At 61.7% G+C, this 25,793-nt stretch carries 26 protein-coding genes; 12 read left to right on the top strand and 14 right to left on the bottom strand.

What is annotated here, in order from left to right; translation table 11 throughout:
- Positions 1-412: 412 nt before the first annotated feature.
- The 3 genes from ACF8EF_RS19500 to ACF8EF_RS19490 form a co-directional block, all read right to left on the bottom strand.
- On the bottom strand, positions 413-1,309 hold the full coding sequence (locus ACF8EF_RS19500; protein ID WP_176683324.1) for a hydroxymethylglutaryl-CoA lyase: 897 nt from the start codon (positions 1,307-1,309) through the stop codon (positions 413-415).
- Between the two features lie 19 nt (positions 1,310-1,328).
- Entirely contained in the window at positions 1,329-1,727 is a 399-nt protein-coding gene (locus ACF8EF_RS19495; protein WP_176683325.1) for a MerR family DNA-binding transcriptional regulator, read from the bottom strand.
- Between the two features lie 75 nt (positions 1,728-1,802).
- The gene (locus ACF8EF_RS19490; protein ID WP_176683326.1) at positions 1,803-2,681 is read right to left on the bottom strand and encodes a helix-turn-helix domain-containing protein; all 879 of its coding nucleotides are present in this window, start codon (positions 2,679-2,681) and stop codon (positions 1,803-1,805) included.
- 172 nt (positions 2,682-2,853) lie between these two features.
- On the opposite strand from ACF8EF_RS19490, the gene pobA reads away from it, so the two are divergent.
- The 3 genes from pobA (at position 2,854) to ACF8EF_RS19475 (ending at position 6,908) form a co-directional block, all read left to right on the top strand.
- Entirely contained in the window at positions 2,854-4,041 is a 1,188-nt protein-coding gene (gene pobA / locus ACF8EF_RS19485; RefSeq protein WP_104961507.1) for a 4-hydroxybenzoate 3-monooxygenase, read from the top strand.
- Between the two features lie 150 nt (positions 4,042-4,191).
- Positions 4,192-5,982, top strand: a complete 1,791-nt coding sequence (ggt, locus tag ACF8EF_RS19480) for a gamma-glutamyltransferase (protein WP_392460914.1) — start codon at positions 4,192-4,194, stop codon at positions 5,980-5,982.
- A 44-nt stretch (positions 5,983-6,026) separates the two neighbouring features.
- Entirely contained in the window at positions 6,027-6,908 is an 882-nt protein-coding gene (locus tag ACF8EF_RS19475; protein ID WP_392460912.1) for a LysR substrate-binding domain-containing protein, read from the top strand.
- A 69-nt stretch (positions 6,909-6,977) separates the two neighbouring features.
- Here ACF8EF_RS19475 and ACF8EF_RS19470 read toward each other — a convergent pair whose 3' ends face one another.
- Positions 6,978-8,030 carry an ornithine cyclodeaminase gene (locus tag ACF8EF_RS19470; protein WP_392460911.1) on the bottom strand — a complete coding sequence of 351 codons (1,053 nt, stop codon included), beginning with the start codon at positions 8,028-8,030 and terminating at the stop codon, positions 6,978-6,980.
- Positions 8,031-8,218: 188 nt separating this feature from the next.
- Between ACF8EF_RS19470 and ACF8EF_RS19465 the strand changes: the two genes are divergently transcribed.
- Positions 8,219-8,641: an Lrp/AsnC family transcriptional regulator gene (locus ACF8EF_RS19465; RefSeq protein WP_010954389.1), complete on the top strand. Its 423-nt coding sequence runs from the start codon at positions 8,219-8,221 to the stop codon at positions 8,639-8,641.
- 79 nt (positions 8,642-8,720) lie between these two features.
- Here the strand turns inward: ACF8EF_RS19465 and ACF8EF_RS19460 are convergent, their stop codons facing one another.
- Positions 8,721-9,320 (bottom strand): START domain-containing protein, encoded by a 600-nt coding sequence (locus tag ACF8EF_RS19460; RefSeq protein WP_176683330.1) that lies wholly within the window; start codon positions 9,318-9,320, stop codon positions 8,721-8,723.
- 89 nt (positions 9,321-9,409) lie between these two features.
- Positions 9,410-10,246 carry a bifunctional allantoicase/(S)-ureidoglycine aminohydrolase gene (locus ACF8EF_RS19455; RefSeq protein ID WP_003247865.1) on the bottom strand — a complete coding sequence of 279 codons (837 nt, stop codon included), beginning with the start codon at positions 10,244-10,246 and terminating at the stop codon, positions 9,410-9,412.
- Positions 10,247-10,530: 284 nt separating this feature from the next.
- Here ACF8EF_RS19455 and ACF8EF_RS19450 point away from each other — a divergent pair, with 284 nt between their 5' ends.
- Positions 10,531-11,214, top strand: coding sequence for a TetR/AcrR family transcriptional regulator (locus tag ACF8EF_RS19450; RefSeq protein ID WP_003247872.1), 684 nt, complete (start codon positions 10,531-10,533; stop codon positions 11,212-11,214).
- A gap of 38 nt (positions 11,215-11,252) precedes the next feature.
- Here the strand turns inward: ACF8EF_RS19450 and ACF8EF_RS19445 are convergent, their stop codons facing one another.
- Positions 11,253-12,260, bottom strand: coding sequence for a GlxA family transcriptional regulator (locus tag ACF8EF_RS19445; protein ID WP_103444295.1), 1,008 nt, complete (start codon positions 12,258-12,260; stop codon positions 11,253-11,255).
- A gap of 161 nt (positions 12,261-12,421) precedes the next feature.
- Between ACF8EF_RS19445 and ACF8EF_RS19440 the strand changes: the two genes are divergently transcribed.
- Together ACF8EF_RS19440 and ACF8EF_RS19435 are read left to right on the top strand one after the other, a co-directional pair.
- Positions 12,422-12,892 carry a hypothetical protein gene (locus ACF8EF_RS19440; RefSeq protein WP_012052122.1) on the top strand — a complete coding sequence of 157 codons (471 nt, stop codon included), beginning with the start codon at positions 12,422-12,424 and terminating at the stop codon, positions 12,890-12,892.
- Between the two features lie 103 nt (positions 12,893-12,995).
- Positions 12,996-13,208 (top strand): PLDc N-terminal domain-containing protein, encoded by a 213-nt coding sequence (locus tag ACF8EF_RS19435; RefSeq protein ID WP_003247877.1) that lies wholly within the window; start codon positions 12,996-12,998, stop codon positions 13,206-13,208.
- A 44-nt stretch (positions 13,209-13,252) separates the two neighbouring features.
- On the opposite strand, the gene ACF8EF_RS19430 is transcribed toward ACF8EF_RS19435, so the two are convergent.
- The gene (locus ACF8EF_RS19430; RefSeq protein WP_176683331.1) at positions 13,253-13,579 is read right to left on the bottom strand and encodes a hypothetical protein; all 327 of its coding nucleotides are present in this window, start codon (positions 13,577-13,579) and stop codon (positions 13,253-13,255) included.
- 345 nt (positions 13,580-13,924) lie between these two features.
- Here ACF8EF_RS19430 and ACF8EF_RS19425 point away from each other — a divergent pair, with 345 nt between their 5' ends.
- The 3 genes from ACF8EF_RS19425 to ACF8EF_RS19415 all read left to right on the top strand — a co-directional run bounded on the left by ACF8EF_RS19425 (position 13,925) and on the right by ACF8EF_RS19415 (position 16,731).
- Positions 13,925-14,347, top strand: coding sequence for a RidA family protein (locus tag ACF8EF_RS19425; RefSeq protein WP_010954380.1), 423 nt, complete (start codon positions 13,925-13,927; stop codon positions 14,345-14,347).
- Positions 14,348-14,491: 144 nt separating this feature from the next.
- A complete protein-coding gene (locus ACF8EF_RS19420) occupies positions 14,492-15,526 on the top strand; it encodes an RHS repeat-associated core domain-containing protein (protein WP_392460910.1) in 1,035 nt (344 codons plus the stop codon).
- 332 nt (positions 15,527-15,858) lie between these two features.
- Entirely contained in the window at positions 15,859-16,731 is an 873-nt protein-coding gene (locus ACF8EF_RS19415) for a DMT family transporter (RefSeq protein WP_392460908.1), read from the top strand.
- Here the strand turns inward: ACF8EF_RS19415 and ACF8EF_RS19410 are convergent.
- The 5 genes from ACF8EF_RS19410 to ACF8EF_RS19390 form a co-directional block, all read right to left on the bottom strand.
- On the bottom strand, positions 16,728-17,447 hold the full coding sequence (locus ACF8EF_RS19410; protein WP_176683334.1) for a TorF family putative porin: 720 nt from the start codon (positions 17,445-17,447) through the stop codon (positions 16,728-16,730). The two genes, ACF8EF_RS19415 and ACF8EF_RS19410, sit on opposite strands and share 4 nt — an antisense overlap.
- Positions 17,448-17,528: 81 nt before the next feature.
- A complete protein-coding gene (locus ACF8EF_RS19405) occupies positions 17,529-17,780 on the bottom strand; it encodes a hypothetical protein (protein WP_176683335.1) in 252 nt (83 codons plus the stop codon).
- Between the two features lie 169 nt (positions 17,781-17,949).
- Positions 17,950-18,906, bottom strand: a complete 957-nt coding sequence (locus ACF8EF_RS19400) for a helix-turn-helix domain-containing protein (protein WP_176683336.1) — start codon at positions 18,904-18,906, stop codon at positions 17,950-17,952.
- A gap of 150 nt (positions 18,907-19,056) precedes the next feature.
- On the bottom strand, positions 19,057-21,141 hold the full coding sequence (locus tag ACF8EF_RS19395) for a hydantoinase/oxoprolinase family protein (RefSeq protein ID WP_392460907.1): 2,085 nt from the start codon (positions 21,139-21,141) through the stop codon (positions 19,057-19,059).
- A 13-nt stretch (positions 21,142-21,154) separates the two neighbouring features.
- Positions 21,155-22,900, bottom strand: a complete 1,746-nt coding sequence (locus tag ACF8EF_RS19390; RefSeq protein ID WP_012052132.1) for a hydantoinase B/oxoprolinase family protein — start codon at positions 22,898-22,900, stop codon at positions 21,155-21,157.
- A 290-nt stretch (positions 22,901-23,190) separates the two neighbouring features.
- Between ACF8EF_RS19390 and ACF8EF_RS19385 the strand changes: the two genes are divergently transcribed.
- Positions 23,191-24,255, top strand: a complete 1,065-nt coding sequence (locus tag ACF8EF_RS19385; protein ID WP_176683338.1) for an RHS repeat-associated core domain-containing protein — start codon at positions 23,191-23,193, stop codon at positions 24,253-24,255.
- Positions 24,256-24,336: 81 nt separating this feature from the next.
- Here ACF8EF_RS19385 and ACF8EF_RS19380 read toward each other — a convergent pair whose 3' ends face one another.
- Positions 24,337-25,191, bottom strand: coding sequence for a LysR family transcriptional regulator (locus ACF8EF_RS19380; RefSeq protein WP_392460906.1), 855 nt, complete (start codon positions 25,189-25,191; stop codon positions 24,337-24,339).
- 92 nt (positions 25,192-25,283) lie between these two features.
- Here ACF8EF_RS19380 and ACF8EF_RS19375 point away from each other — a divergent pair, with 92 nt between their 5' ends.
- Positions 25,284-25,712, top strand: coding sequence for a multidrug/biocide efflux PACE transporter (locus ACF8EF_RS19375; RefSeq protein ID WP_209965499.1), 429 nt, complete (start codon positions 25,284-25,286; stop codon positions 25,710-25,712).
- The last annotated feature ends 81 nt before the right edge of the window (positions 25,713-25,793 follow it).

The following is a 25,793-nucleotide window of genomic DNA, read 5'->3' as shown; positions in this document are numbered from 1 at the left end:
AAACGTATTTTTTTGAGCGCTGACCTGCTGTCATCATCGCTGATCCGAACCTGGCTGCCGCTACCTTGAGGTAGTTTTATTGTTCTGTGCCAGCCCGCGGGGCGAACCCCTGAAAAGCGTGTCGACTCCAAAAAAATCTGCTTGCTACGCCTCTGCCGTGTTGTTCTTGTTATGTCAGAGCCGTTACCTGTTGTTTTTATTGGGTATCGCGTTTTTTTTGTTGTTGTACCAGAGATATAGCAGGGTGCGTGCCAACTTTTGAAAACCCTTTAAAATCAATGAGTTAAGAATTTTGGTCGACACCACCCAGCCTGAAATTCTGCCGATTTGTTTCCCTGTTACCCGATTTTTTGCTGTGAAATGTGCGGGAGGTAACACTTCACCCACACCGATGTGACATCCGTGTGACCTATTAAGCGCTACACGCCCGCGCTACCCGCGACCCATTGTCGCGGCCCAGCACGCTGCTGATGCGCTGGCCGGCGGCTATCAGCCGGCCCAGGTCGATGCCGGTCTCAATGCCAAGCCCTTGCAGCAGGTACACAACATCCTCGCTGGCGATATTGCCGGTAGCACCCTTGGCGTAAGGGCAGCCGCCCAACCCGGCTACCGAGCTGTCGAACACGCTGATGCCTTCAAGCAGGCTGGCATAGACGTTGGCCAGGGCCTGGCCGTAAGTGTCATGGAAGTGTCCGGCCAACTGCTCGCGCGGCACCTGGGCCGACACCACCTCGAACAGGCGCCGGGTGTCACCTGCAGTACCGGTGCCGATGGTGTCACCCAGCGAAACCTCATAGCAGCCCATGTCGTGCAGGGCGCGGGCCACCGGGGCCACCTGCTCGGCGCTGACCTTGCCCTCATAAGGGCAGCCGAGCACGCATGACACATACCCGCGCACGCGCACGCCGTGGCTGCGCGCAGCGTCCATGATGGGTTCGAAGCGCTTGAGGCTCTCGCTGATCGAGCAATTGATGTTGCGTTGCGAGAACGCTTCGGAGGCTGCAGCGAATACCGCTACTTCCTTGACCCCCGCAGCCAGGGCGTCCTCGAAACCGCGCAGGTTCGGCGCCAGCGCGGCATACGTCACACCGGGGCGCTGCTGGATGCCGGCGAATACCTCGGCAGAGCCGGCCATCTGTGGCACCCACTTGGGGGACACGAAACTGCCCACTTCTATATAGGCCAGGCCTGCTTCGGTGAGGTCGTTGACCAGGCGCACCTTGTCGGCGACGCTGATGGGCTGGGCTTCGTTCTGCAGGCCGTCGCGGGGGCCGACTTCGACCAGGCGGACGTGTTTAGGCAAGGACATGGCGGATTTCCTGTGGCGTTCAGCGGTGGTCTTTGTTGTTCAGGGTGGCGGCCAGGGCTTGTTCGCAGCGCTCCTGGGCGGTATCCAGTTCCAGTTGCATCTGGTGAATGTCCAGCATCTGCTGCTCCAGCTGGGCGCGGCGCTCGGCGATCTTCGCCAGCATGCTGTTGAGCTGTTTGAGGTTGCCGCTGGTGGGGTCGTACAGTTCGATCAGCTCGCGGCACTCGGCCAGGGAAAAGCCGATGCGCTTGCCGCGCAGGATGAGCTTCAGGCTGACCTTGTCGCGCGGTGAGTAGATACGTTCCAGGCCACGACGCTCAGGGCTGAGCAGGCCCTGTTCTTCGTAGAAGCGGATAGCGCGGGTGGTGATGTCCAGCTCGCGGGACAGGTCGGAGATGCTGTAGGTCTGAGTGCTCATGCTCGGGCTCGACGTGGGGTATGCGGATATCCTGAGGGCAGGTTGACGTATACGTCAAGAAGAGGCCGGCAAGGATTATTCAGACAATCCTGATCTGCGATACCCATTGGGCGTTTGCCCACTCAAGCGCTTGAACCACCGGGCGAAGTAGGTCGGGTCGGTAAACCCCAGGCTATCCGACAACTGCCCGATGCTCATCCGCGTGTAGATCAGGTTGCGTCGCGCCTCCAGCAACAACCGCTGGTGCACCACCTGCAACGCAGTCTGGCCGCTCAGCGTCCGGCACAGCTGGTTCAGTTGCAAGCTCGGAACATTCAGCCTCGCGGCATAATCTTCAACCGACAGATGCTCGCGGTAATGCGCTTCGACCAGGCGCAAGTACTGCCCCAGCAACAGGCGGTCACGTTCATCGCGGTTACGCGGCGCCAGCCCTAGCTGCTGGCGGCGGCTGATCCACACCATCAGCGCGGTCACCAACGCTTCGAGCATCGCCGCGCGAGCCGGGGCATTGCCCTGGTACTCCCGCTGCAAGGTGTCGACCAGGCTGCGCAGGTGCACGCGGTCATGGCCCAGGGGGTAACACGCTGGCTGGGCCAGCACCGTCAGTGGCGCGCCCAGGCGCTGTTCCAGGTTCGCTACAAGGGCGGTACCAAAGGTCAGTACATAGCCCTGGATGTCGGCGCTGAAGCGAAAACCATGCACGGTCATCGGCGGCACTACCTGGATCGCCGCTTCGCCGATGGCACTGCGCATCCCCTCGATCTCCACCTGTGCCTGACCCCGCTGTACATACAGCAGCTGGAACAGCTCGGCATGCTGGTGCGGCTTGATCTCCCAGTGATGCAGGCGGCTGCGCGCCGGGATCGATTCGCAATGCAGCAGGTCGGTACCGGGCCAGGCCTGATTTTCGCCATACAGCTTGAACAACGGGACGCCGGGGAGGGTGGATTTCATCTGGGCTGACCTGTCCGTTAATCGAACGCTTTTCGTAAAAGTGCAGATTTTTTATGGAATAGCACACTTAAGAAGCGTTTTCTGCCAGTAAAAATGCAATGGCAAACCCTAACAGCAGATGCCGCCCCGCTGCCAGTTCCGGGCCGGTATCGTCCGAACAGAGACAACAACAATGAAAACTCAGGTTGCAATTATTGGTGCAGGTCCGTCTGGCCTGCTGCTGGGCCAGCTGCTGCACAAGGCCGGTATCGATAACATCATCGTCGAACGCCAGACCGCCGAGTACGTACTAGGCCGCATCCGCGCCGGGGTGCTGGAGCAAGGCACGGTCGACCTGCTGCGCGAGGCCGGCGTGGCCGAGCGCATGGACCGTGAAGGCCTGGTGCACGAGGGTGTCGAACTGCTGGTTGGCGGGCGCCGCCAGCGTCTGGATCTCAAAGCCCTGACCGGCGGCAAGACGGTGATGGTCTACGGGCAGACCGAAGTCACCCGTGACCTGATGCAGGCCCGCGAAGCCAGTGGTGCGCCGATCATTTATTCAGCCGCCAACGTTCAGCCGCATGAACTGAAAGGCGAGAAGCCTTACCTGACCTTCGAAAAGGATGGCCGGGTGCAGCGGGTTGACTGCGACTATATCGCCGGCTGCGATGGCTTTCACGGCATCTCGCGGCAGAGCATCCCGGAGGGCGTGCTGAAGCAGTATGAGCGGGTTTACCCGTTTGGCTGGCTGGGCCTGCTGTCGGACACACCACCGGTCAATCACGAGCTGATCTACGCCCACCATGAGCGCGGTTTCGCGTTGTGTAGCCAACGCTCGCAAACACGCAGCCGCTACTACCTGCAGGTACCTTTGCAGGATCGGGTCGAGGAGTGGTCTGACGAGCGTTTCTGGGACGAACTGAAAGCCCGTTTACCCGCCGAGGTAGCGGCGGACCTGGTCACAGGCCCCGCGTTGGAAAAAAGTATTGCGCCGCTGCGTAGCCTGGTGGTCGAACCCATGCAGTATGGTCACCTGTTCCTGGTGGGGGACGCAGCGCACATCGTCCCCCCCACCGGTGCCAAAGGCCTTAACCTGGCGGCCTCGGACGTCAACTACCTGTACCGCATTCTGGTCAAGGTGTACCACGAAGGGCGCGTCGACCTGCTTGCGCAATACTCGCCGCTGGCACTGCGCCGCGTCTGGAAGGGCGAGCGCTTCAGTTGGTTCATGACCCAACTGCTGCATGACTTCGGCAGTCACAAGGATGCCTGGGACCAGAAGATGCAGGAAGCTGACCGCGAGTACTTCCTGACCTCGCCGGCGGGGCTGGTGAACATTGCCGAGAACTATGTGGGGCTGCCGTTCGAAGAAGTGACCTGATCTGTCATTGCGCAAACCTGGCAATCACGCAGAGAGCAAGGGCTGCATTGGTCAGCGAATGGCTTGCCGGTAATTACACCAAGGCTTGAAGTCAAGACTGCGTATGACCGACAGTGCTTCGCTGAATAGGTGATGGCAGGATGCATGACGATGAAATATCCCACCCCGCTGATCGGCGCTCTGTGCCTGCTGGTTACCAGTAACTGGGCCGGTGCCGACCAGGTATTACCCGCACCACCGGAACTTGCCTCCGGCTACCGCAGCGGTTTGCAGCCGGTGCACGCCAGCCGGCACATGGTCGCCGCAGCCAACCCGCTGGCCAGTGAAGCGGGGCGGGCGATGCTGCGTGCCGGCGGCAGTGCGATTGACGCCGCCATTGCCATGCAAATGGTACTGACGCTGGTCGAGCCACAGTCCAGTGGGATCGGCGGCGGGGCGTTCATCCTGTACTGGGATGGCAAGCGCGTGCAGGCATTCGACGGGCGTGAGGCTGCACCTGCGGCGGTGACGGAAGCGCTGTTCCTGCATGCCGATGGCACCCCCATGCCGTTCCGGGCGGCCCAGATCGGTGGGCGTTCGGTGGGCGTGCCCGGGGTGCTGCGTGCCCTGAAACAGGCCCACGAGCAGCACGGCAAGTTGCCCTGGCACGCCCTGTTCGCCCCGGCCATCGCCTTGGCACGCAACGGCTTCGCGGTTTCCGAGCGCCTGCACACGCTAGTGGCCGGGGACCCCTACATTGCCCGCTCACCCGCAATGGCCCGTTACTTCCTGGATGAACAGGGCAGGCCGCTGGCCGTGGGTACGATCCTGCGCAACCCTGAGTTGGCACAGACCTTGGAGCAGATCGCCGCACAGGGGCCCAAGGTGTTCTACGGCGGTGAAATTGCCGAAGCCATCGTCGCCAAGGTGCGTGGCCATGCCAATGCCGGGTATCTGTCGTTGCAGGACTTGCAGCGCTACCAGGCCAAGGAGCGCGAGCCGTTGTGCGGTCCCTACAAGGCCTGGCGGATCTGCGGCATGCCGCCGCCCTCATCGGGTGGGGTGACCGTCCTGCAGACCTTGGGTCTGCTCGAAGCCGTGCAGCGCACCGCGCCGCAACGCGACCTGGCAGCGTTGCGACCGCTGACTATCTCGTCTCCGGCCCGCCTGGAAGCCCCGCCGTTGGCCGTGCACCTGATCGCCGAGGCCGAGCGCCTGGCCTACGCCGACCGCGCTCAGTACCTGGCCGACAGCGACTACGTGCCGGTCCCGGTCAAGGCCCTGACCGATTCTGCTTACCTGTCCAGCCGCGCGGCGCTGATCGGCGAGCACAGCATGAAACGCGCCCGTCCGGGCCAGCCGCAAGGAGCGGACCTGGCGCTTGCGCCCGACCGCTCGCCACCGCGCATCTCCACCTCTCACCTCAGCGCGGTGGATGACAGCGGCCAGGCCCTGGCCATGACCACCTCGGTGGAGGCCGCATTTGGCTCGCACCTGATGGTCAAGGGCTTCCTGCTCAACAATCAGCTGACCGACTTCTCGTTCATCCCCCACGAGCACGGCAAGCCGGTGGCCAATCGGGTGCAGCCGGGCAAACGCCCGCTGTCGGCCATGGCGCCGACATTGGTGTTCTCGCGTGCCACTGGCGAGTTTGTCGCGAGCCTCGGTTCGCCGGGCGGCTCGCAGATCATCGGTTACGTGAACAAGGCACTGGTCGGCCTGCTGGATTGGCAGCTCGACCCGCAGCAGGCAGCCGGCCTGCCCAACTTCGGCAGCCGCAATGCCGGCACTGAAGTGGAAGCAGGGCTGAGCAGCCCGGCGCTGATCCGCCAGTTGGCAGCGTGGGGGCATGAGGTGACACCGATGACCATGACCAGCGGCATGCAGATCATCCAGCGCAGCGGCGAGGGTTGGTCAGGCGGTGCCGATCCTCGGCGGGAAGGAGTGGCCCTCGGTGACTAGCCGTGATAGAACGCAGACTTGCCATTCAGTAGTTGAATACCCAGATGTCTATCAGCGTGAAATCGAATAGGGCCCTGTTCGACCTCGACCTGCTACGCGCCATTGTCGTGGTGGCCGACTGCGGCAGCTTCACCACCGCTGCCGCGCGGCTGCATTCGACCCAGTCGACGATCAGCCAGAAGGTGCGCCGCCTGGAAGACATGGTCGGCCACCGCCTGCTGGTGCGGGGCAACCGTGACGTGCTGCCGACCGACGCCGGGCAGACTTTGCTCGGCTATGCCCGGCACATGCTGGCCCTGAACGATCAGATGCTTGAAGCCCTGGCCGGGGCGATGGTGGGCACCACGGTACGGCTTGGCGTGCCCGAGGACTTCGTGGGCGGGCGTACCACCAATGCGCTATCGGCATTCAGCCGGCTGCACCCACAGGTGAAGCTCGAAGTGACCAGTGGCTTGTGCCGTGACCTGAGCCAGGCCTACGACAATGGCGAGCTTGACCTGGTGCTGCTCAAGCAGCGGCGCAACAGCCGTGAGGGCGTGGCCTGCTGGCCAGAGCGTCTGCAGTGGATCGACAGTGCACACACGCCCGCCTTCGAGCTGGACCCGATCCCGTTGGTCACCTTTCCGCCACGCGGCCTGTACCGCGAGGACATGATCAGCGCCATCGAAGGCATGGGCCGGCGCTGGCGCATCAGCTTTACCAGCTCCAGCCTCAGTGGCATCCAGGCTGCGGTCGCCGATGGCATGGGTATCAGCCTGCTGCCGCCCAGGGCGGCCACCGGCGAGCACAGGGTGTTGGGGGCCGGGCAAGGGCTGCCGGAGGTCGACAGCTATGAGATCGTCATCGTGCACCGGCCGACGGCGGATGTGATGGTCAAGGCGTTGGCCGAGGTGATGACACAGTTGCTGGCGGGCGGTGGGATCTGACGATCTGGGGGCGATGCGCTTGCACATGACCCAAAGCCCACACACACTTTCGACCAACCCGATTCAATGTCAGGCAACCCGTCGGATGCGCCTTTTGCCAGCGCGGCCTCGGGTGTGGCTGAACAGGTCTTTCGGGTCGTCCTCAACCCACGGCACCAGGTCGATCTTGGTGCCCATCCCGCGTTTTTCGGCTTGCTGTAGTACGTACCGTAGTACGGTGTAGTCTTCCAGGGCGAAGCCCACCGAATCGAATACAGTGACCTGGCTGTCGCTTTGACGGCCTTCGGTTTCACCGCGCAGCACGCGCCACAGGTCGACCACCGGGAAGTCCGTCGGCAGTTGCTGGATCTCACCTTCGATACGGGTTTGCGGCTCGTACTCGACGAACACTCGGGCGTTGCGCAGTACATCAGCGTGCAGCTCGGTCTTGCCTGGGCAGTCACCCCCCACGGCGTTCAGGTGCATACCGGGCTCCAGCATGTCGGGGGTAATGATGGTGGCGTAGGCCTTGTCGGCCGTCACCGTGGTGATGATGTCCACGCCTTTCACTGCCTCGGCTACCGAGCTGGCCCGGCGGATGGTCAAGCCGCTGTATTCCTTGAGGTTGGCGATAAGCTTGGCGGTGGCCAGCGGGTCGGTGTCGTAGGCGACGACTTCTTCGATGCCCAGGTGCGTGTGGAAGGCCAGGGCCTGGAATTCGCTTTGTGCGCCGTTGCCGATCAGCGCCATCTTGCGCGCGTTCGGGCGGGCCAGTGCCTGGGCAGCCATCAGCGAAGTTGCTGCGGTGCGCAGGGCGGTGGCGATGGTCAGTTCGGACAGCAGCACCGGGTAACCGGTGTCGACATCGGCCAGCACACCGAAGGCCATCACCGTATGCAGGTCGCGTGCAGTGTTGGCCGGGTGGCCGTTGACGTATTTGAAGGCATAGCGGTTTTTGTCGGCGACCGGCATCAGTTCGATCACGCCCACTTCCGAGTGGCTGGCAACGCGCGCGGACTTGTCAAACGCCTGCCAGCGTTTGAAATCGTCCCGCAGGGCAGCGGCAAGCTCGCCAATAAACGGCGCTACGCCAATGTCATGCACCAAGTCCGACATGGTTGGAACATCAATGAAATACGTCATGCTCTTGCACCTTATTGTTGTGCGCTTGCCCCAGCAACGCGGGGTAAGCGCTTGAGATTATCGAAGTGAAGCCGCATGAACATTTTGATTACAGACTGCGTCAATCGGAAGCATGCAGGTTGTCAGTTTCGTCAGGCTTCTGGACAATCTGCTAACCCAACGTAGCAATCTGATTATTTGGCAGGCTTATGGACACGATCGATCGGGAACTGATTGCACTGTTGCGGGACAACGCGCGTACCCCTGTGCTGACCCTGGCGAAGAAGCTGAAGGTGGCCAGGGCAACGGTGCATAACCGCATCACCCGGCTCGAAGAGCAGGGTGTGATCATCGGTTACACGGTACGTTTGCGCTCCGATGCGCTGGACCAGGGCGTGCGGGCAATCACCAGCATCGGCATCAGCGGCCACCATGCCGCAGAGGTCAAGCACGCGCTGCGCGGGCATCCCAATGTGGTGGCCATCCACACCACCAATGGCCGCTGGGACCTGATGGCAGAGCTGCGCGCCGACACCCTCGAGGCGTTCGACCGGGCGCTGAACGCCATCCGCTCGATCCCGCATATCGAGAATACCGAGACCAGCATCCTGCTTTCGACTTACAAGATGTGACCGCTGAGCCAGGCCTTGGCAGGTGTATTGCGCAAAATACACCTGCCAACCTGCTGTGGGACTGCGCCGTGGCGGCACTTCAAGGTTGGCGCTCAGCCACCGCCCGCAACGTACGCAGCGTGACCACCGCTGTATCCACCATGAACCGGTTGGCCAGCCAACTCGGCACATCCCCGGCAGGGGCGGCCTGCAACTGGTAGGTCACCTCGGTCACCCGTTCACCCAGCGGCTTCATCCGCCACTTGCCACTCAGGTGCCGTACCCGGATCAGTCCGTCAACCTTGGGGATCCTGTCGGGCTCGGCGCTCAGGTGACGCACCAGGGTACCGTCGGCCAGGCGTTCGCTGGTCACTTTCAGCACGATGTCCCGCGGCCTCGTCGGCCATGGTGGGTTGGTGGTCAGGTACACCCAGGTGCTGTCACCTTCCACATCCAGCAGTCGCATCTGGTCACAGGCATACAGCCACTTGCAGGCTACGCGCAGGTTATCCTGCAGGCCAGTGAGCGTGCGCACGCTGGCTTTCATGGTACTGACACCACGAAACTGCTGGTAGGGCGTGGCGCTTGGGTCCTTCAGGTACACGCGAATGCCTTCGCGGTCGTAGGCCAGGTCCCAGCCATCGGTGGCCAGGGCAGAGGTGCACAGCAGCAAGGTCGCGATCAGCAGGCAGCGGTTCATGGCCGTACCCTGCAGGGGTGGGTGTTTTCAGTATGCGCGGCAAACAGAAAGCCCGCCAGGTTGGCGGGCTTGCGGGCGTCAGCCTGGGCTTAGCGCTTAGGGTTCAGCGTCAGGTGTACGTGACGGTTCACGTCCTTGTACAGCAGGTAGCTGAAGTTGCCAGGTCCGCCGGCGTAGCAGGCCTGCGGGCAGAAGGCGCGCAGCCACATGAAGTCGCCGGCTTCCACTTCGACCCAGTCCTGGTTCAGGCGGTACACCGCCTTGCCTTCCAGCACGTACAGGCCGTGCTCCATCACGTGGGTTTCTGCGAACGGAATCACACCGCCCGGCTGGAAGGTGACGATGTTCACGTGCATGTCGTGGCGCATGTCGGCCATGTCGACAAAGCGGGTGGTTTTCCAGCGGCCTTCGGTGCCCGGCATCTCGATGACGGTGGCGTTGTCGCGGTGGGTGACGAAGGACTCCGGTACATCCAGGCCTTCAACCTTCTGGTAGTGCTTGCGCAGCCAGTGGAAGGTGACGTTGGACTTGCTGTTGTTGCGCAGGCTCCACTCGGCGCCCGGGGCCAGGAAGGCGTAGCCGCCAGGTACCAGGGTGTGGTGTTTGCCTTCGACGGTGATGTCCAGTTCGCCTTCGACGATGAACACCACGGCTTCCGCATCAGCGTCCAGCTCTGGGCGCTCGCTGCCGCCTTCCGGGGCCAGCTCGACGATGTACTGGGAGAACGTTTCGGCAAAACCGGTCAGCGGGCGGGCAATGACCCACATGCGCATCTTGTCCCAAAAGGGCAGGTGGCTGGTGACGATGTCACGCATCACGCCTTTGGGGATGACGGCATAGGCTTCGGTGAACATGGCACGGTCAGTCAGCAGCTCGGTTTGAGCCGGGTGCCCACCGTGGGGGGCGAAGTACGAATGGTTCGACATGGACGATCTCGACTTGTTGTTCTCTCCCCATGCCTTGAACCGCACCGGCCGGTGCGGCGCAGGGGATGTGGTCACAGGATAGGGTCGAGCATGTGCTATCCACAAATTAAATGTTGGAATACTCAGTATTTGATTGCTGAATGCCGACCTGACGCCCAGCGTGCGGCTCGGGCAGCTGGCTGCCGCGGCCATGCATCATGCTTACCCGACCAACAGCGTGCTTCCCTGCATGGCCGCGCTAACGGATAATCCCCCGCATTCCAATAAACAGCCTGTGAGTGGGTATGAGTGATTCCGTAGTCGGCCTCGGCCAGCCTGAAACCGAAGGGGTGCGCAAAACGCGCAAGAACAACCCTGAGAAAACGCGCGAGGACATCCTCCAGGCCGCCATCAACGAGTTCGTTCAGCAAGGGCTGGCCGGTGCCCGCGTCGACGCCATCGCCGAACGCACCGCCACTTCCAAGCGCATGATCTACTACTACTTCGGCAGCAAGGAGCAGTTGTATTGCGAGTGCCTGGTGAAGTTGTACGGGGATATACGCAAGACCGAGCAGAGCCTGGACCTGGAGTCGTTGCCGGCTGAGCAGGCGATCCGCCGGCTGGTGGAGTTTACTTTCGATCACCACGACCGCAACGTCGACTTCGTGCGCATCATCTGCACCGAAAACATCCACTATGGCGAGTACGTCAAGCAGTCACCGGCCATTCGCGAAATGAGCAGCCTGGTGTTGGAGGCCTTGGGCAACACCCTGCGTCGCGGCGTGCAGGAAGGCGTATTCCGCGCCGGCATCGAGGTTATCGACCTGCACATGCTGATGAGCTCGTTCTGCTTCTACCGGGTGTCGAACCGCCATACCTTTGGCGAGATCTTCCAGATCGACCTGTCTGATGAGCAGGTAAAGCTGCGCCACAAAGCCATGATCTGTGATGCGGTGTTGCGGTATATCCAGCTCGAACCTCGTACCTGAGATTCCTCGAGCGCCTGGGCTGACTCAAAGAGCCTCGGTCACTCGCCCAGCCGTTGCTCGCGCGACGGCGGGTAGCCGAAATACGCCGCATAGCATTTGCTGAAGTGCGACACCGAGACAAACCCGCAGGCCACTGCCACTTCCATCACCGACAGGTCGGAATACTGCAGCAGCCGGCGGCTCTTGGTGATGCGCAGCTCCATGTAATAGCGCCGGGGCGACGTGCCCAACTGGGCCTGGAACAGGCGGTCGATCTGCCGCCGCGAGCGCCCGCTATAGGCGGCCAACTGGTCGAGGCTGAGGGTTTCCTCCAGGTTATTTTCCATCAGCTCGACAATGGTGCGCAGGTGCAGGCTCATGGACTTCTTCGCCCCTGGACCCACCTGGCGGTAGCGCGCTCCGGAAAATGACAGGATTTCCTCGACCCCTTCGGCCAGGCCATCACCGTACAGCCGGCGCACCAGGCCCAGCATCAGCTCCATGGCGCCATTGGGGCTGGCGGCGCTGAGGCGGTCACGGTCGAGGGTGAAGCTGGCCGGGGTGATGCGGGTTTGCGGGCTGCGTTCGGACAGGCTGGCGCGTTGCTCGGGGTGGATGCTGCAACCGTAGTCGTCCAGCACCCCGGCGCGGCCAAGGAACCAGGCGCCGTTCCACAAGCCGCCCAAGGCCATGCCGTGGGCCGCGCAATCGTCCAGCAGGCGATCGAGTTCCGGGTACTTCAGGGGGGTGCGCAAGCCGCCACAGACCACCAACAGGTCCAGCTCCTTCAGCGCCGCGGCGGACAGCTCGGTGGCCACCAGTTCCAGCCCCAGGTCGCTGAGCACCCGGTCGCCGTCCAGCGACAGCGGGGTGAACTGGAAGCTGTCGGCACGTAGCAGGTTGGCCGTGACCAGCACGTCCATGGCCACAGTGAAGCTGGCCATCGAGAAGTGTTCGAGCAGGATAAAGTCGACCCGATAGGGCGCCTGGACATTGGCGCTGCTGGTTTTGAGCCGTAGCATGTTGCTGGTGCTGGTCTTTTTGCTGAACTGGCGTGGCGTGGGCACTCTGGACTCCGCTTCCTGGCTGGCCCGCAGAGTGTGGACGGTGCCCGGAGGAAAGACAATCTCCCTGGTGGCTGTGTCGTATTACAGGTCGTGTTCAGGCAAACCAGCCTGTCCTGATGCTTTACCGCTATGCTGACCTCCCGTCATTGAGGATGCCCCTGATGAGATATGCCGCTGTCGTGTTGCTTAGCCTATTGCCGTTGCTGGCCAACGCCCTGGAGCAGGGCGACAAGCTCGCCCCGTTCACGCTGCTCGACCAGTACGACCAGGCCTACAGCCTTGCTGCCGACACGCAGATTCTGCTGGTGGCGCGCGATATGGACGGTGCCAAGCTGGTCAAGGCGGCACTGGCCGAGCAGCCCAAGGGCTACCTGGAAGCACGCGCCGCTGTATTCGTGGCCGACATTCAGCGCATGCCTGCGCTGATCAGCAAACTGTTCGCGGTCCCGGCCATGCGCGATTACAGCTACCGGGTGCTGCTCGACCGTGATGGGCGAGTGGCCAGCCGTTACCCCGGGCAGGAGGGCCAGGTGCAGTGGTTGCAACTGCAGCAGGGTGTGCTGGTCAGCCAACGGGCGTTCACCGATGCAGCGGCGTTGAAGGCTGCACTAGAGAATGCACCACGGCAATGAGGCCCTATCGCCGCGCCTGCAAAGAGGCGCGGTGAGTCAAATCAATCTGAACCCTCAGCGCTTGCAGCAACCCAACCCAATACATGCCATTGGGAGAGCGCTCATGGAAATCGGTACGATCTGGATCATCATCGCGGCCTTGGTCATCCTGCTGGAGATCTGGGCCATCTGGCACATCATCGGCAGTGAACGGCGCGCTGAGCGCAAGATGCTGTGGATCGTCTTCGTGGTCTACGCGCCATTCCCCGGTTTGCTGTTCTGGGCCTGGCGCGGGCCGCGAGCGGTGAAGGGCAGGGCGGTGTTGCAGGAAAAATGACGGTTTGCGGCCTCGGGCGCGGGGGCGCCTGAGGCCGTCGAGGTTCATTTGGGCAGGATGTTGAAACGCATGGCAGGGCCCAGCCCGTCCACCATCAGGCAGCCGTAGAACTTCACGGTAGAGAGTACGCGCAATTCCTTGAGCGCGTCATGGATGTAGTCGCGGACCAGCTTTTCAGCTTCCCGCTTGCGGTCAGCGAGTGTAGGGCCTTTGAGCGTGAGCACGCCAAGCAGTGTGGTTTCAATGTGCTCGACGGTGTCCAGGCCGAGCTTTTCCCGTAGGTGCAGACGCGCCTGTGCCGCATCGGTTTCGTCGTCTGGAGCGTTGTGCGGCTTGATGGTATAGGCCAGCTGAAAATCAAATTTGCTCATGGGTTTTTCCTTGTTGGTTAAAGGCCTCCATGCCGGGCTTTGCAATCTTGGCTCTGTACGAAAAGCCTTGATACTTGTTCATGGTGCGTTGAAAACAGCCTCGGAATGCTCATGTACTCCAGTACAGTCGGGCGCGACCCCGGCCGTTCCTCGGCTGTTTTCGCCTTGCCTGACCTGCATCTCAAGACTTTTCGTACAGAGCCTACGGCCTTACAGCCTCCGCGCAAACACACGCGTGGTTCTGACATGACGATGCTTTGTACGAATTCTCCTACTTTATGCTTGACCTCGAGTTAACTTGAGGTCCGATACTCCGACGCTCTTCCAACCGAGCGAGGGCTTGTCGTGACCCCATCAAGCGCATTCCAGCTAAGCAACCCCGAAGGCCTCTACGACCCCAGTGGCAACGCCTACTCCCATGTCGCCGAAGTGCGCGCTGACAGCCGTCTGCTGTTCATCGCCGGTCAGGGTGGGGAGGATAGCCAGGGCCAGTTGTCACCCGTGTTCGCCGAACAGGCCCGCCAGGCGCTGGCCAACCTGGAACGGGCCCTGGCGTCGAAAGGTGCCAGCCTGGCCCAGGTGTTCAAGCTGACCCTGTTGATTGTCGAGCATTCAGAAGCGCGCCTGCACCAATGGGTGGCTGAGGCCGACAGGGCCTGGGGAGCGCACATGAAACCGACCTGCACGCTGATACCGGTGCCCCGGCTGGCACTGGACGGCATGCTGGTGGAGATCGAAGCAGTAGCCGCCGTCTTGCTCAAAACCTGAAAAGCCGGCGCGGTCGCCCGTAGGAGCGGGTTTACCCGCGAACACCGGCGTAGCCGGTGCCATAAGGCAGTGCCCTGTTAGTTTTACCAGTTGTTTTATCTGTATCACCGCCTAAGATTCAGAGCGACATGCGGGAGCTAACAGATGGTCGACTCTGACAAAACTACGCACTTTTTCTTGCAGCAGGATAAAGTTCATACAGCTTTATCGGGTACATCAGCCATGGTGTGCGTTAGAGCGCAACCAGTGGTATTAGCCGAAACGCGGCTAGAGCAAGAATCTACACGCACGGCGTTATTGGCTACAGACGGAGTGCAGACAGTGGTCGTGGTCAAGTCTCAGGCGCAGGGGGAGTCGGTTGCCTACAATGCTTATGGCTATCACACCCCCCATGACATTCCTCCGCACCGGCCAGCATTCAATGGTCACTTGCTGGTGAACAGCCAGTATTTACTCGGTAATGGCTATCGCAGCTATAACCCTGCCTTGATGCGTTTTCAAAGTCCGGACAGTTTCAGCCCCTTTGGCGCAGGTGGATTGAACTGTTACGCCTACTGTATGAACGACCCGGTCAACTTCAGTGACCCCGATGGGCATTCACCAAGATTGAGGTCAAACAGCCTGCCCGGGCTCAAGTCAGAGGCGAAGATGAGTCGCATTGTGTCTGGGAGGGTTGAAAAAAGGCCAAGACGTAGTAGCGAAGGCTATTACATGTCGTCATCGCTCATGGATGAAACAGTGCAAGACATATTGAATGGGCAGCCGGGTTGGAACACCTCAGGCGCACCTGTACAAGGCAGCCTGCAGCGTGGTCAGGCATCAAGCTCTGGTCAGGTAACGTCATCCTCGATGGCTGGTATGAGAGCAGGAAAAGGCACGGTGGCTTCAGACTCCTGGATCTATAAGCGCCAGAAGCTTGATAACACCGATATTGAAGAACTTAGGAACTTCAATGCTGAGAATAGGTATGTTTTTCCGGGTTTGGATCTAGAGAAATCACATGAGCTGCGAGTAATTGCGATCGATGCTCTTGCTGCTGGGGTTAATGTGCGGGGAGCGCTTAGGGATAGTAAACTTCAGCCGACGCATTCAACGGCTGAGAGGGTTGCAGATACTATTTCACGTGCACTCAGAAGAATTCGTGGTAAGAGGGGGTCTACCAGTTGGCGTTCTGATTGATGTTGTAGTGGTCAGCGGGTCTGAGTACTCTATTGCAGCAGTAGGGGGCGAGTATATTTACGTTTAGTCAGGTTTCAGACAGCGCGTAGAGCGAATTTTTGTGTTGGGGGCATGCATAGAATCGCGAAAGTTTTAGGTACGCGCTGCACCAGTGGAAGCAATTGTCTTGCTCAAAACCTGAAAAGCCGGTGCGGTCGCCCGTAGGAGTGGGTTCACCCGCGAACACCGACGTAGCCGGTGCCATCCTCCACGGTGAATTCTTCCTTGTATATCGGTGCCGGTCCTGACTAAATGCCGCTATAACAACAATCCCGCTCAGAGGTGACCACACCATGAGTACAGGCACGACAACGCTTACTGACCGCAAGACCAGCGCCTGGCTTTGGCCTGCCCTTTTCAGTCTGGTGGCGTTTGCCGCCAACTCGGTGTTCTGCCGGCTTGCGTTGAAAGACGGGGCTATCGACCCGGTATCCTTCACCGTGGTACGCCTGGCCAGTGGTGCGCTGTTTCTGTGGGTGCTGATTCGCCTGCGCAAACCGGTGCAAACCATGGGCGGCAGTTGGTGGGGCGGCCTGGCCCTGTTCCTGTACGCGTTCCTGTTTTCTGCGGCGTACCTGCAACTGGGCGCAGGTGCAGGGGCGTTGTTGCTGTTCGGTGCTGTACAGATCACCATGTTCGGTTTTGCCTGGTACAGGGGCGAATACATCACGGTACGCATGCTTCTGGGCATGCTGATCGCCTTTGCCGGCCTGCTGGTGCTGCTGTTGCCCGGTGCTTCGGCGCCGCCCTTGGCCAGTGCCTTGCTGATGGCCCTGTCCGGCGTGGCCTGGGGGGTGTATACGCTACTGGGCAAAGGCTCGCCCAGGCCGCTGGCCGACACTGCCGGCAATTTTGCCCGCAGCCTGCCTTGCCTGGTGCTGCTGCTACCGATGCTGTTGCTGGGCGCCGGCCCGCACCTCACGCCGCTTGGCTTGGCGTATGCATTGGCTTCGGGTGTGCTGGCCTCAGGCGCCGGCTACGCCGTGTGGTATGGCGTGGTCAGGCAGGTCAGTGCGCAACAGGCGGCGACCCTGCAGCTCAGCGTGCCGGTGATTGCCGCACTGGGCGGGGTTGTCCTGATCGGCGAGCCGGTGTCGTTGCGCTTGTTGATCGCTTGTGTGGTGGTGTTGGGCGGCATTGCCCTGGCGCTGGCGCCGCGCCGTTAAAAAAAGTTGCGCTGGGCCTTGAGGGTGACCACGCTGTCGCAATAGGTGTTGATACCTGAGTACGCATCGCAGCCGTCACCACTCAAACTCGAATTGCTGTAGATCAGGTTCAGGTCGATGCCCAGCCAGGGCCGCGACAACTCCAGCGACCAATCGGAAAAGGTATTTACCTGGCTGCCATCACCAATGGTGAACGGCGTGCCCAGGCGGTGGTGGGCGAGTTTGACGGTGAAGTCGACGTCGAACATCGGCAGATGGCCGAAGTCGGCGAACAGCGTGCCCGTGCGGTTGTCGGGGTTGTCGCGCAGCGCCCCGCCGAAGCGGCTGCCCAGCACCGAAATACCCCCATACAGGGCGTAGCTGTCGGGGCCTGCGATATTTGGCTGACTGTAATGGATCAACCCTACCTCGTAGCCCAGGCTGCTGTCGAAATGGTGCTTGTAGCCCAGGTAACTGTCCAGGCGCAGGGTCGAGTTGTGGGTGACGCCCATGCTGGGGGCGTACTGGCCCAGATACCAGCCATTGGGGTGGCTAAGGTCGAGCCCACCATGGAATGCGCCGACGGCGCTGGGTGAGATAAGCCCTTGCGCCATGCTGCGCGAGGGAGTGGTGCCGAGTGTAAAGTCGAAATCGCCCAGTTGGCGTTTCATCTGCTGGGCTAGCGACACGGAGCTGAAAAGCAGCGCAGCACTCAGCAACAGAAGGGGCCTGATCATGGTCTCCGTCCTGGAAGGCTTGCGGTTGAGCGGTAGAGGATACCTGCGCAAGTGGAGGGAGGGAACCGCCGGCTAGCCCGTTCAGCCTTTGGTCGAAGGTTCAGCGTCGGCAGCTTCGGTCACGACAGGCAGGTTACCGGCACGCAGGATCACCCGCCGTTGCTGCTCGTAATTGTCCAGCGACAGGCCGCGGCGCTGTAAGGCTTCCAGTTGCAACTGGCGGGTTTCCTCGGCGGTGTACGGGCGCAGTTCAGGGTGGCTGGCACAGCCGCTGATCACGGCGATGGCGAAAACGACAAGGATGGCGGCAAGCTGGCGGGCCAGGGCATTCATCGGTTAGCTCCAGGGCAATCTAGTAGGCAGCGAGGGGATGGAGCTAGGTTATGCGGCCACAGCGTTCGGTAGAAATTGCCCTGCTCGATAGTGACTATCGACGGTTCCGAGGAAGCCCACCTACATCGCATCCTGGACGCACAGGGCCCATCCACTTTCCGTTGCTTTATCAGTGCGTACGCGTAGCCCGCACTTCGCTTGCCGTGCACCCATACTGCTGGCGAAACGCCCGGGTGAACTGCGCCTGGTCGGCAAAACCCCAGCGAAATGCCAATTCGCCGATGGCCGAGTGGCAATGCGGGTCGCGCAGTTGCCGGTGCACGGCCTCCAGGCGTTGACGGCGTACCCACTCGCCAAGGGTGTAGGGCGTGATCGCGAACAGCTTGTGAAGGTAACGCAGCGACAGCCCACAGGCGCTGGCGATGGTTTGTGGCGACAGCTCGGGGTCACCCAGGTTTTGCTGCACGTACTGCTCGACCCGCGTCAGGTGCAGGGTGCTGAGGTTGCTGCCTTCGCTGCCCAGCACGCGCTCATCCTGTTGCAAGGCCAGCACCAGGGTGGCAGAAGCCTGTTCAAGCAGTAGATGCCGGGCTGCCGGGGGGCTGGTGTCGAAATGGCGGGCACACAGGTCGAGTTGCTCGACGAAGATGCGCCCCAGGCCCTGACGGGCATCGAAGCAATGCCGGGTATAGCGCTTGTGTCCCAGCAGGTTGGCTTTGAGCGCGCGCTCAGGCAGCTTGAGCACCCACAAGTCGTTCTGCGTGCCGTAGTGGAAGCGGTAGGGTGCATCGCCGCGCTCGACGATGAAACCGCCCGGGCTGCAACTGATCTGGTGGCCGTCCTGTTCGAAGTGCACCTCGCTGCGATGCGGCACGGTCACCAGGTAGAACGCTTCATGGTCCTGGCCGATGTGCGCTTTGCTGCGCGAGTAACCCAGCTGGCTGGAGCGCAGGCGCGACAGGCTGAGCGGTGTGCTCGGCGTACTCCAGCGCTGCAGGTGGCCATCGAACGGCTGTCCGGCAGCAAATTCAAGGCTCAGCGGAAAATAGGTGTCACTGATGGCTTCGGCCCAGCGTACCTGGCGCTCTGGCTGTGGCCAGCCGTGGGTCGAGAGTTCTGTGGGCATGGGGTGGGTCCTTTTTCAAAGAGGGCAGCATTGAAAAAAGGAACTGCAGGCAAGCTACTCAAGCAGCTCTTGTTATTGTACAAACCGCCCGGCAGCGCAGAACTGCCGGGCGGTTATCTGGCCCATGATCGGCGCGCGCCGACCGCAAGATCAACCCCCGCGTGTCACCCGGTAGGTGGCCGAAGGCTCCAGGCGCGCCTGCCAGCCGGGTGGCAGGACAATATTGGTGGTGTCTTCCTCGATCACGCAGGGGCCATGCACGGTCTGCCCAGGCAACAGGTGGTTGCCGTTGAACACCGGTGTGGGCTGCGATTCACCGTCGGCACTGAACAGCATCGGGCGGACGGATTGCGCGCTGGAGGCGGGGGGCTCGGCCGGCCCCTGCAGCTCGGGTTGCGGCGGGCGTGGCAGGTGGCCGATCACCGAGCATTCCAGGTTCACCAGTTCCACCGGGCTGGCGGGTTCGCTGTACGAGTACAGGGTCTGGTGGCGGCTGTGGAAGCGGCTGATCAGCGCGGCCAGCCCTGCCTCGTCCAGGCTGTGCTGCTGCAGGTCCACACTGCACTCATGAATCTGCCCTAGGTAGCGCATCTCCAGGGTGTAGTGGCAGCTGCTGGCCTGGTCGCCAAAGCCGTCTACGCGCAGGTTGGCCAGGCCTTGCTGACGCAGTTCGGCGAGGGCCTGGTTGAGTTGCGCCAGGTCGACGTGCCCGGCGTCCAGGCGCATCGACAGGCTGGTGAGCTGGTCGTAGCGCACGTCGGACAGGATCTGGCCGAACGCACACAAGCCCGAGGCCACCTTGGGGATCAGCACGGTGTGCATGCCGATTTCTTCGGCCAGGCGCACCACGTGCATGCCCGCCGCACCGCCTGCGCCGATCAAGGCGAAGTCACGCGGGTCGTGACCGCGCTCGATCGATACGCGGCGGATGCCGTTGACCATGTTCAGGTTGACCAGGGTGGTGATGCCGAATGCCGCGCGTTCCACACTGATGCCCAACGGTTCGGCGACCTTGCTCCGGATGGCGTCCAGCGCGGCCTGGCGGTTCAGGCGGATACTGCCGCCCAGCAGTGCGCCGTCGGGCAGGTAGCCAAGAGCCAGGTTGGCGTCGGTGACCGTGGGTTCGCGGCCACCCTTGCCGTAGCACACCGGCCCAGGCATGGCGCCGGCGCTGCGCGGTCCGACCTGGAGCATGCCAAACTCGTCCAGATGGGCGATGGAGCCACCGCCGGCACCCAGGGTCTCCACCTGGATCATCGGCACGCCGATGCGCTGGCGCAGGAAGTCCACGTCCTTGCTGAAGTTGGTGCGTCCGGCATTGGTCAGGGTGATGTCGAACGAGGTGCCGCCCATGTCCACGGTAATGACGTTGTCGATTCCGAACGGCCTCGCGACCGCCAGCCCGGCTTGTGGCGCTGAGGCCGGACCAGAGTTGATCGCGTTGACGGCGCGCTCACGCATCAGGTGCCCGGGCGCCAGCCCGCCATTGGACTGGAAGTAGCGTACCGGCTGCTGTGCGCCAAGCTCCTGGAACAGGCTGTCGATACGCGCCACGTAACGTGCCATTACCGGGCTGAGGTAGGCGTTGACCACCGTGGTGGAGGTGCGGGTGTACTCGCGGATCTGCGGGAACACCTCGCAGCCGGTGCAGACGAACACCTCGGGCAGGGCAGCCCGTACCAGTTCGGCGGCCCGCTGTTCGTGGCTGGGGTTGCGCACCGACCACAGGAAGGAAATGGCCACGGCCTGCACGCCTTCGGCACGGAAGTAGTCGATGGCGGCATGGATGGCGGCTTCGTCCAGCGGGCTGTGCTCACGACCATCGCCAAGGATTCGGCCACCGATCGGGCGGCGCAGGTGGCGTGGGGCAAGCATGTGTGCCGGCGGGTAGTGGGCGTCGTAGCGGTGGCCTTCTTCCTTGTGCCCCAGGCGGATTTCCAGGCTGTCCTCGTGCCCCTCGGTGCACAGCAGGCCCACTTTGACCCCGGTGCGCTCGATCAGCGCGTTGAGGGCCACGGTGGTGCCGTTGATGCACAGGTCACAGTTGGCGATCAGTTCGGCCGGGCTGCGCCCGGTGGCGTCGGCGATCTGTGCCAGGCCGGCGCGAATGGCCAGGGTGCCGTCCTGCGGCGTGGAGGGGGCCTTGAACAGTTGCACGCCGCCGTCGCGATCGGCCAGGATGAAATCGGTGAAAGTGCCGCCGGCGTCTACGCCCAGGCGATATTGGTTACGCATGCGTGTTCTCCGGTTAGCGCGGGGCGCGGGCAAGGCGGGTGGCTGTTTCGTCCAGTTGGCCATCGGCATCGAGGACCACGCCATATTCCAGGGCTGCGCCTTGTGGCGAGACCAGGCCGTTGCGCACGTCCTCCAGTACTGCTGCGACCCGACGGCGCAGCGGGTCGCCGTAGCCACCACCCCCTGGGTTGATGTTGATGATGCGTTCGCCGGGCTGCAGGGTGAGCATGGGGTTCTGTGTGTAGTGGTCTTCGCGGCCATCGGCGTGGCGATGGATCAGCCGGCCCAGTTTGGGCTCGAGCAGGGCATTGCGAGCCCCGGCGGCACCGGCGGTGGGCAACTGGCGGCCCTCGCCGAAGCCAACCACGGTCATGGCGTGGTCCAGCGGCTCGATCTCCAGGCGGGTGCCCGAACCCCCGCGCAACTCACCGGCGCCACCACTGTCGGCCATCAGGCTGTAGCGGTGGATCAGCACCGGATACGCGTGTTCGAGCAGCTCGATGTCACCGCTCATCAGCGCCCCGAAGCAGCACAGCGGGCCGCAGGCGTGCCAGCCATCCATCACCTTGTTGGCACCGGCTCCGGAAATGATCGAGGCCAGCACCATCGTCACGTACTCGCTATTGCCGTTGCGCGGGTCGCGGCCGGCAATGTTGATGCCGCTGGTATGCCCCCAGGAGGCCGTTACCCGCTGTGGCGAGGCCTGTTCCAGCGCAGTGCGCACGGCATCGGCGAGGGTTTCCATCGGCGTAGTGGTGCAATTGACGTGGGGCGCGGGTTCCTCGGCATTGCACAGCGTGCCCCTGGGGCCGACATCGACCGTCACGCAGCGATACAGGCCTTCGTTGTAAGGCGGCGCCACCTGGGCGAACATCATCAGCCCCAGGTACACTCCGGATACGGAGTTGCCCTCATAGGAATTGATGAAGTACGGCACCTGCGGCGGGCTCTCGATGCGTACATGGGCCTGGTCGCCACGGATCTGCACATGGGCGGTGATGGCCAGTTCACCCAGGCCGTGGCCGGCATCTTCGAGCACGGCGGTGCCGCTGTAGTCTCCATCCGGCACATCGCGCAACAGCGCCCGCATGTGTCGGTCGGCCATGTTCTTCAGTTCGGCGATGCAGGCACGCACCTGTGCCACGCCGTATTTGTCGAGCAGCTCCAGCAAGTGCCGCTCGCCGACCTTGCAGGCGCCATACTGGGCATTGAGGTCACCTTCCTGATAAGGGCGGGCGCGCATGTTGGTGAGCATGAAGTTGATCACGTCCTCACGACGCTTGCCCTTTTCCCACAGCTTGACCGGTGGAATGCGCAGGCCCTCGGCATAGATCTCCTTGGCATCGGGGTTGTAGCCCGCCGGCACCGGGCCGCCGATGTCGGTCAGGTGGCCCTTGCATACGGTCCAGAACACCAGCTCGCCTTGGTAATACACCGGTTTGTACATGCAGCAGTCGAGAATATGGCTGCCCTTGTAGGCGGGGTCGTTGTGGTAGATCACGTCGCCTTCGGCGATGTCGTCGCCGAAGAACTCGGCCACGCATTTCATGGCCGGGATCAGCGAGCCCAGGTGGATGGGAATGTCCTGGCCCTGCAGGATCATTTCCGGCAAGTGGTCGAACAGCGAGTTGGAATAGTCGTGGGCCAGGTTGAACACACTGGAGCGCCCGGTCTTTTCCAGGGTCAGGGTCATTTCGCGTTGCGCTGTCTCCAGCGCACCCCGGACAACCGCAAGGGTGATCGGATCTACTGTCTGCATAGGTCACCAACGTTTGTTCTTGTGCTTTGGGTGCGTGCCGCGGCGGGGCGGCGTGTGGTGACAGGCTACGGGGCAGGGCGGGGGGAAGGCTTGTCGCTCGGTGTACTGATTGTTGTGTCTGGGCGCACTCTTGGGGTTGAGCTGCAAACCTGGGCGTAAAGCAGCCCCGGCTATCGTGCAGGAAAATTGATCTTGAGCCGTTTCGACACGGCAGTGACCTATCATTTTTAGCAGTTGCTCAATCTGCTTCAGTGCGTAAACCTTCGAAATGAACAGACCGGAGCCAGAACATGACCAACTCGATGAACACAATGCGCTTTTTCATGCAGCACGAAAGGGTTCATGTCGCGTTGTCCGACAGTATTGCTGTGGTGTACCTGAGAGCTCAATCATGTGCTCTGGCAGAAACTAGGCTAACGAAAGAAACAACCCAGTCAGCGTTACTGGCTGCGGACTTAGGGGACTCAGTGGTACGAGTGAACACTCAGGCGCAGACAGAGTCGGTTACCTACAATGTGTATGGCTTACACAGCCACGGTGAGATTCCTCCGCAGCGTCCTGCATTCAATGGGCACTTGCTGGTGAGTCACCTGTATTTACTCGGTAATGGCTACCGTGCCTATAATTCTGTCTTGATGCGCTTTCAGAGTCCAGACAGCCTAAGTCCCTTTACTGTGGGTGGTTTGAACTGTTACGCCTACTGTACGGGTGATCCGATCAATTACGCTGATCCCAGTGGGCATGGCCCCATATTGAGGTCGCCCAGCCCCACGGGGAGAATGTCGCCTGGCTGGAGTGCCGCTGGTGGGAATCGGAGAAGGCTGTCGTCAGCGAGCGAAGAAAGCATAGTGCTTGAGGTACTGAATAGCCAACCTGGCTGGAGTGCCGCTGGTGGAAAGCGGAGAAGACTGTCGTCAGCGAGCGAAGAAAGAATAGTGCAGGAGGCACTGAATAGCCAACCGGGTTGGACTACCCCTGGCTCCCCCGTACAAAGCGGCCAGGCATCAAACTCTGCTCAAGGTCTGCAGGTGGCTGGTGCAAGTTCTGCTGTTTCACGGGGCGCGCAATCAGCGGTGCCAGCAGTAGGCGTACTGGGAGATCCGAGTGAATACCGACGTCTGCCTATGGATGCCGGTGATGTTGCCATACTCGAAGAATATAACTCTGCAGCAATTAGGTGCATCTCGGGTTTTGATGTTGATACATCTAGAGAAGTGCGCGCCATTGCAATAGATGTTTTGGCTAACGGCGGGAATTTGTATAGTACTCTTATGAATAGCCCATGGTTCCTCAGTCGCAAGGAGGCCCAAAATGTCCGGCGTGGTTTAATGAAAGTCCTTGAAAATCGGAAATGAAGATGAAGGCTGGCCGTCAAAATTAAACTATCTTGTTTGTTGGGGAGCAATTATACCTTCGGCAAAGCGGCTGCGACACAACTATTGTCCCAACATCTGTCGCACCAGCCATTGCCCGGCCGGCCCCAATGCACGCCGACTCGACCAGGCCACATCCATATCCACCCGTCTGGGGTAACCCGCTATCTGCAACTCCACCAGCTCGTTGCCAAACCGTTTTACCAGCGCCCTGGGCAGTTCGGCCCAGCCAAACCCGCGCACGGCGAACTCCAGCAGGGTCAGGTAATCCGGTGCCGACCACGCTTGGCCACGGCCGTGGTGCAGGCTGGGGGCATAGGTCTTGATATACAGCTGTCGTGCGTTCTCCAGATGCTGTGCCTGTACCTGCGCCAGGTTCGCCAGCGGATGCTCGCTGGCGACATACACGCCGAACTCTGCCTGCTCCGGCAAGTGCGCCACGGCCACGTCGGCGGGATAGCCGGGCTGTGTGGCAAGGATGCCGACATGGGCCAGGCCCTGCTGGACCATCTCGATCACATCAGCGTCCTCCGCCGGGCCGCAGCGTAGCTCGGTATGGGGGTAGTGCTGGGCGAAACGAGTCATCACCGCCCCCTGGAACGTTACGCTGTAGCTGTCCGACATCACCACAGATACCAGCGCCTCGACATTTTGCGCCAGTCGCACTGCCAGCGCATCGAGCTGGGCGCTGGCATCGAGAATCGCCTCGACATGGCTCAGCACCTGCCTGCCCGCCTCATTGAGCGTGGGGTGGCGGCCACTGCGATCAAACAGCGGGCAGCCGATGTCGGCCTCGAAATTGGCGATGGCGATGCTGACGGTGGACTGGCTTTTGCGCAGCTTGCGCGCCGCCGCAGAAAACGAACCTAGCGAGGCGGCTTCAGTAAAGGCGACCAGAGCTTCGGGAGAGTAACGCATGGTATTGATAAAACCGATGGTAGCTATATCGCGAGTATCAGTTCTGTCAAAGAGAATGGGAAGCACGACTCACGCAATGGATGGAATTTGCAATGAAAAACGTGTCTTTCACCGAACGCCTGGTCCACGCGGTTGGCTATGAAGTTTTCGCGGTACTGCTGTGTGCGCCGCTGCTGTCCTGGGTCATGGGGAAGTCGCTGGCAACGGCGGGCGCGCTGGCGGTGACCCTGTCGGTAATCGCCATGCTGTGGAACATGGTCTACAACGCACTGGTCGATCGCTGGGTGCAAACCGAGCGCATCAACTGGAAGGCCGGTACGCGTTTCGTGCACGGTCTTGGCTTCGAAGCCGGCCTGGTGGTGTGGTGCCTGCCGGTGGCGGCTTGGATGCTGGAGATTTCGCTGCTGCAGGCGTTCATGGTGGAGCTGGGCTTCTTCGTGATCATCCTGCCCTACACCGTGGTGTACAACTGGGCGTTCGACAAAGTCCGGCACCTGCTGGTGCAGCGGCGCCTGGCATGATTCGGCCACACGGCGCGGTTCACTGATCGGGGGGGCACAGGTCGGTGGTTGGACACAGGCCGTCGTAGGAGCGGGTTCACC

This window comes from Pseudomonas sp. zjy_15 (genome assembly GCF_043101865.1).
GTDB lineage: Bacteria > Pseudomonadota > Gammaproteobacteria > Pseudomonadales > Pseudomonadaceae > Aquipseudomonas > Aquipseudomonas putida_Y.
Note: the sequence above shows the minus strand (reverse complement) of the source record. Positions and strands in the feature narration are given on the sequence as shown.

Excerpts from the sequence above, each read along its gene's own strand:
- ACF8EF_RS19500 (WP_176683324.1), bottom strand. The coding sequence starts at position 1,309 with ATGTCCTTGCCTAAACACGTCCGCCTGGTCGAAGTCGGCCCCCGCGAC.
- ACF8EF_RS19495 (WP_176683325.1), bottom strand. The coding sequence starts at position 1,727 with ATGAGCACTCAGACCTACAGCATCTCCGACCTGTCCCGCGAGCTGGAC.
- ACF8EF_RS19490 (WP_176683326.1), bottom strand. The coding sequence starts at position 2,681 with ATGAAATCCACCCTCCCCGGCGTCCCGTTGTTCAAGCTGTATGGCGAA.
- pobA (WP_104961507.1), top strand. The coding sequence starts at position 2,854 with ATGAAAACTCAGGTTGCAATTATTGGTGCAGGTCCGTCTGGCCTGCTG.
- ggt (WP_392460914.1), top strand. The coding sequence starts at position 4,192 with ATGAAATATCCCACCCCGCTGATCGGCGCTCTGTGCCTGCTGGTTACC.
- ACF8EF_RS19475 (WP_392460912.1), top strand. The coding sequence starts at position 6,027 with ATGTCTATCAGCGTGAAATCGAATAGGGCCCTGTTCGACCTCGACCTG.
- ACF8EF_RS19470 (WP_392460911.1), bottom strand. The coding sequence starts at position 8,030 with ATGACGTATTTCATTGATGTTCCAACCATGTCGGACTTGGTGCATGAC.
- ACF8EF_RS19465 (WP_010954389.1), top strand. The coding sequence starts at position 8,219 with ATGGACACGATCGATCGGGAACTGATTGCACTGTTGCGGGACAACGCG.
- ACF8EF_RS19460 (WP_176683330.1), bottom strand. The coding sequence starts at position 9,320 with ATGAACCGCTGCCTGCTGATCGCGACCTTGCTGCTGTGCACCTCTGCC.
- ACF8EF_RS19455 (WP_003247865.1), bottom strand. The coding sequence starts at position 10,246 with ATGTCGAACCATTCGTACTTCGCCCCCCACGGTGGGCACCCGGCTCAA.
- ACF8EF_RS19450 (WP_003247872.1), top strand. The coding sequence starts at position 10,531 with ATGAGTGATTCCGTAGTCGGCCTCGGCCAGCCTGAAACCGAAGGGGTG.
- ACF8EF_RS19440 (WP_012052122.1), top strand. The coding sequence starts at position 12,422 with ATGAGATATGCCGCTGTCGTGTTGCTTAGCCTATTGCCGTTGCTGGCC.
- ACF8EF_RS19435 (WP_003247877.1), top strand. The coding sequence starts at position 12,996 with ATGGAAATCGGTACGATCTGGATCATCATCGCGGCCTTGGTCATCCTG.
- ACF8EF_RS19430 (WP_176683331.1), bottom strand. The coding sequence starts at position 13,579 with ATGAGCAAATTTGATTTTCAGCTGGCCTATACCATCAAGCCGCACAAC.
- ACF8EF_RS19420 (WP_392460910.1), top strand. The coding sequence starts at position 14,492 with ATGGTCGACTCTGACAAAACTACGCACTTTTTCTTGCAGCAGGATAAA.
- ACF8EF_RS19415 (WP_392460908.1), top strand. The coding sequence starts at position 15,859 with ATGAGTACAGGCACGACAACGCTTACTGACCGCAAGACCAGCGCCTGG.
- ACF8EF_RS19410 (WP_176683334.1), bottom strand. The coding sequence starts at position 17,447 with ATGATCAGGCCCCTTCTGTTGCTGAGTGCTGCGCTGCTTTTCAGCTCC.
- ACF8EF_RS19405 (WP_176683335.1), bottom strand. The coding sequence starts at position 17,780 with ATGAATGCCCTGGCCCGCCAGCTTGCCGCCATCCTTGTCGTTTTCGCC.
- ACF8EF_RS19400 (WP_176683336.1), bottom strand. The coding sequence starts at position 18,906 with ATGCCCACAGAACTCTCGACCCACGGCTGGCCACAGCCAGAGCGCCAG.
- ACF8EF_RS19395 (WP_392460907.1), bottom strand. The coding sequence starts at position 21,141 with ATGCGTAACCAATATCGCCTGGGCGTAGACGCCGGCGGCACTTTCACC.
- ACF8EF_RS19390 (WP_012052132.1), bottom strand. The coding sequence starts at position 22,900 with ATGCAGACAGTAGATCCGATCACCCTTGCGGTTGTCCGGGGTGCGCTG.
- ACF8EF_RS19385 (WP_176683338.1), top strand. The coding sequence starts at position 23,191 with ATGACCAACTCGATGAACACAATGCGCTTTTTCATGCAGCACGAAAGG.
- ACF8EF_RS19380 (WP_392460906.1), bottom strand. The coding sequence starts at position 25,191 with ATGCGTTACTCTCCCGAAGCTCTGGTCGCCTTTACTGAAGCCGCCTCG.
- ACF8EF_RS19375 (WP_209965499.1), top strand. The coding sequence starts at position 25,284 with ATGAAAAACGTGTCTTTCACCGAACGCCTGGTCCACGCGGTTGGCTAT.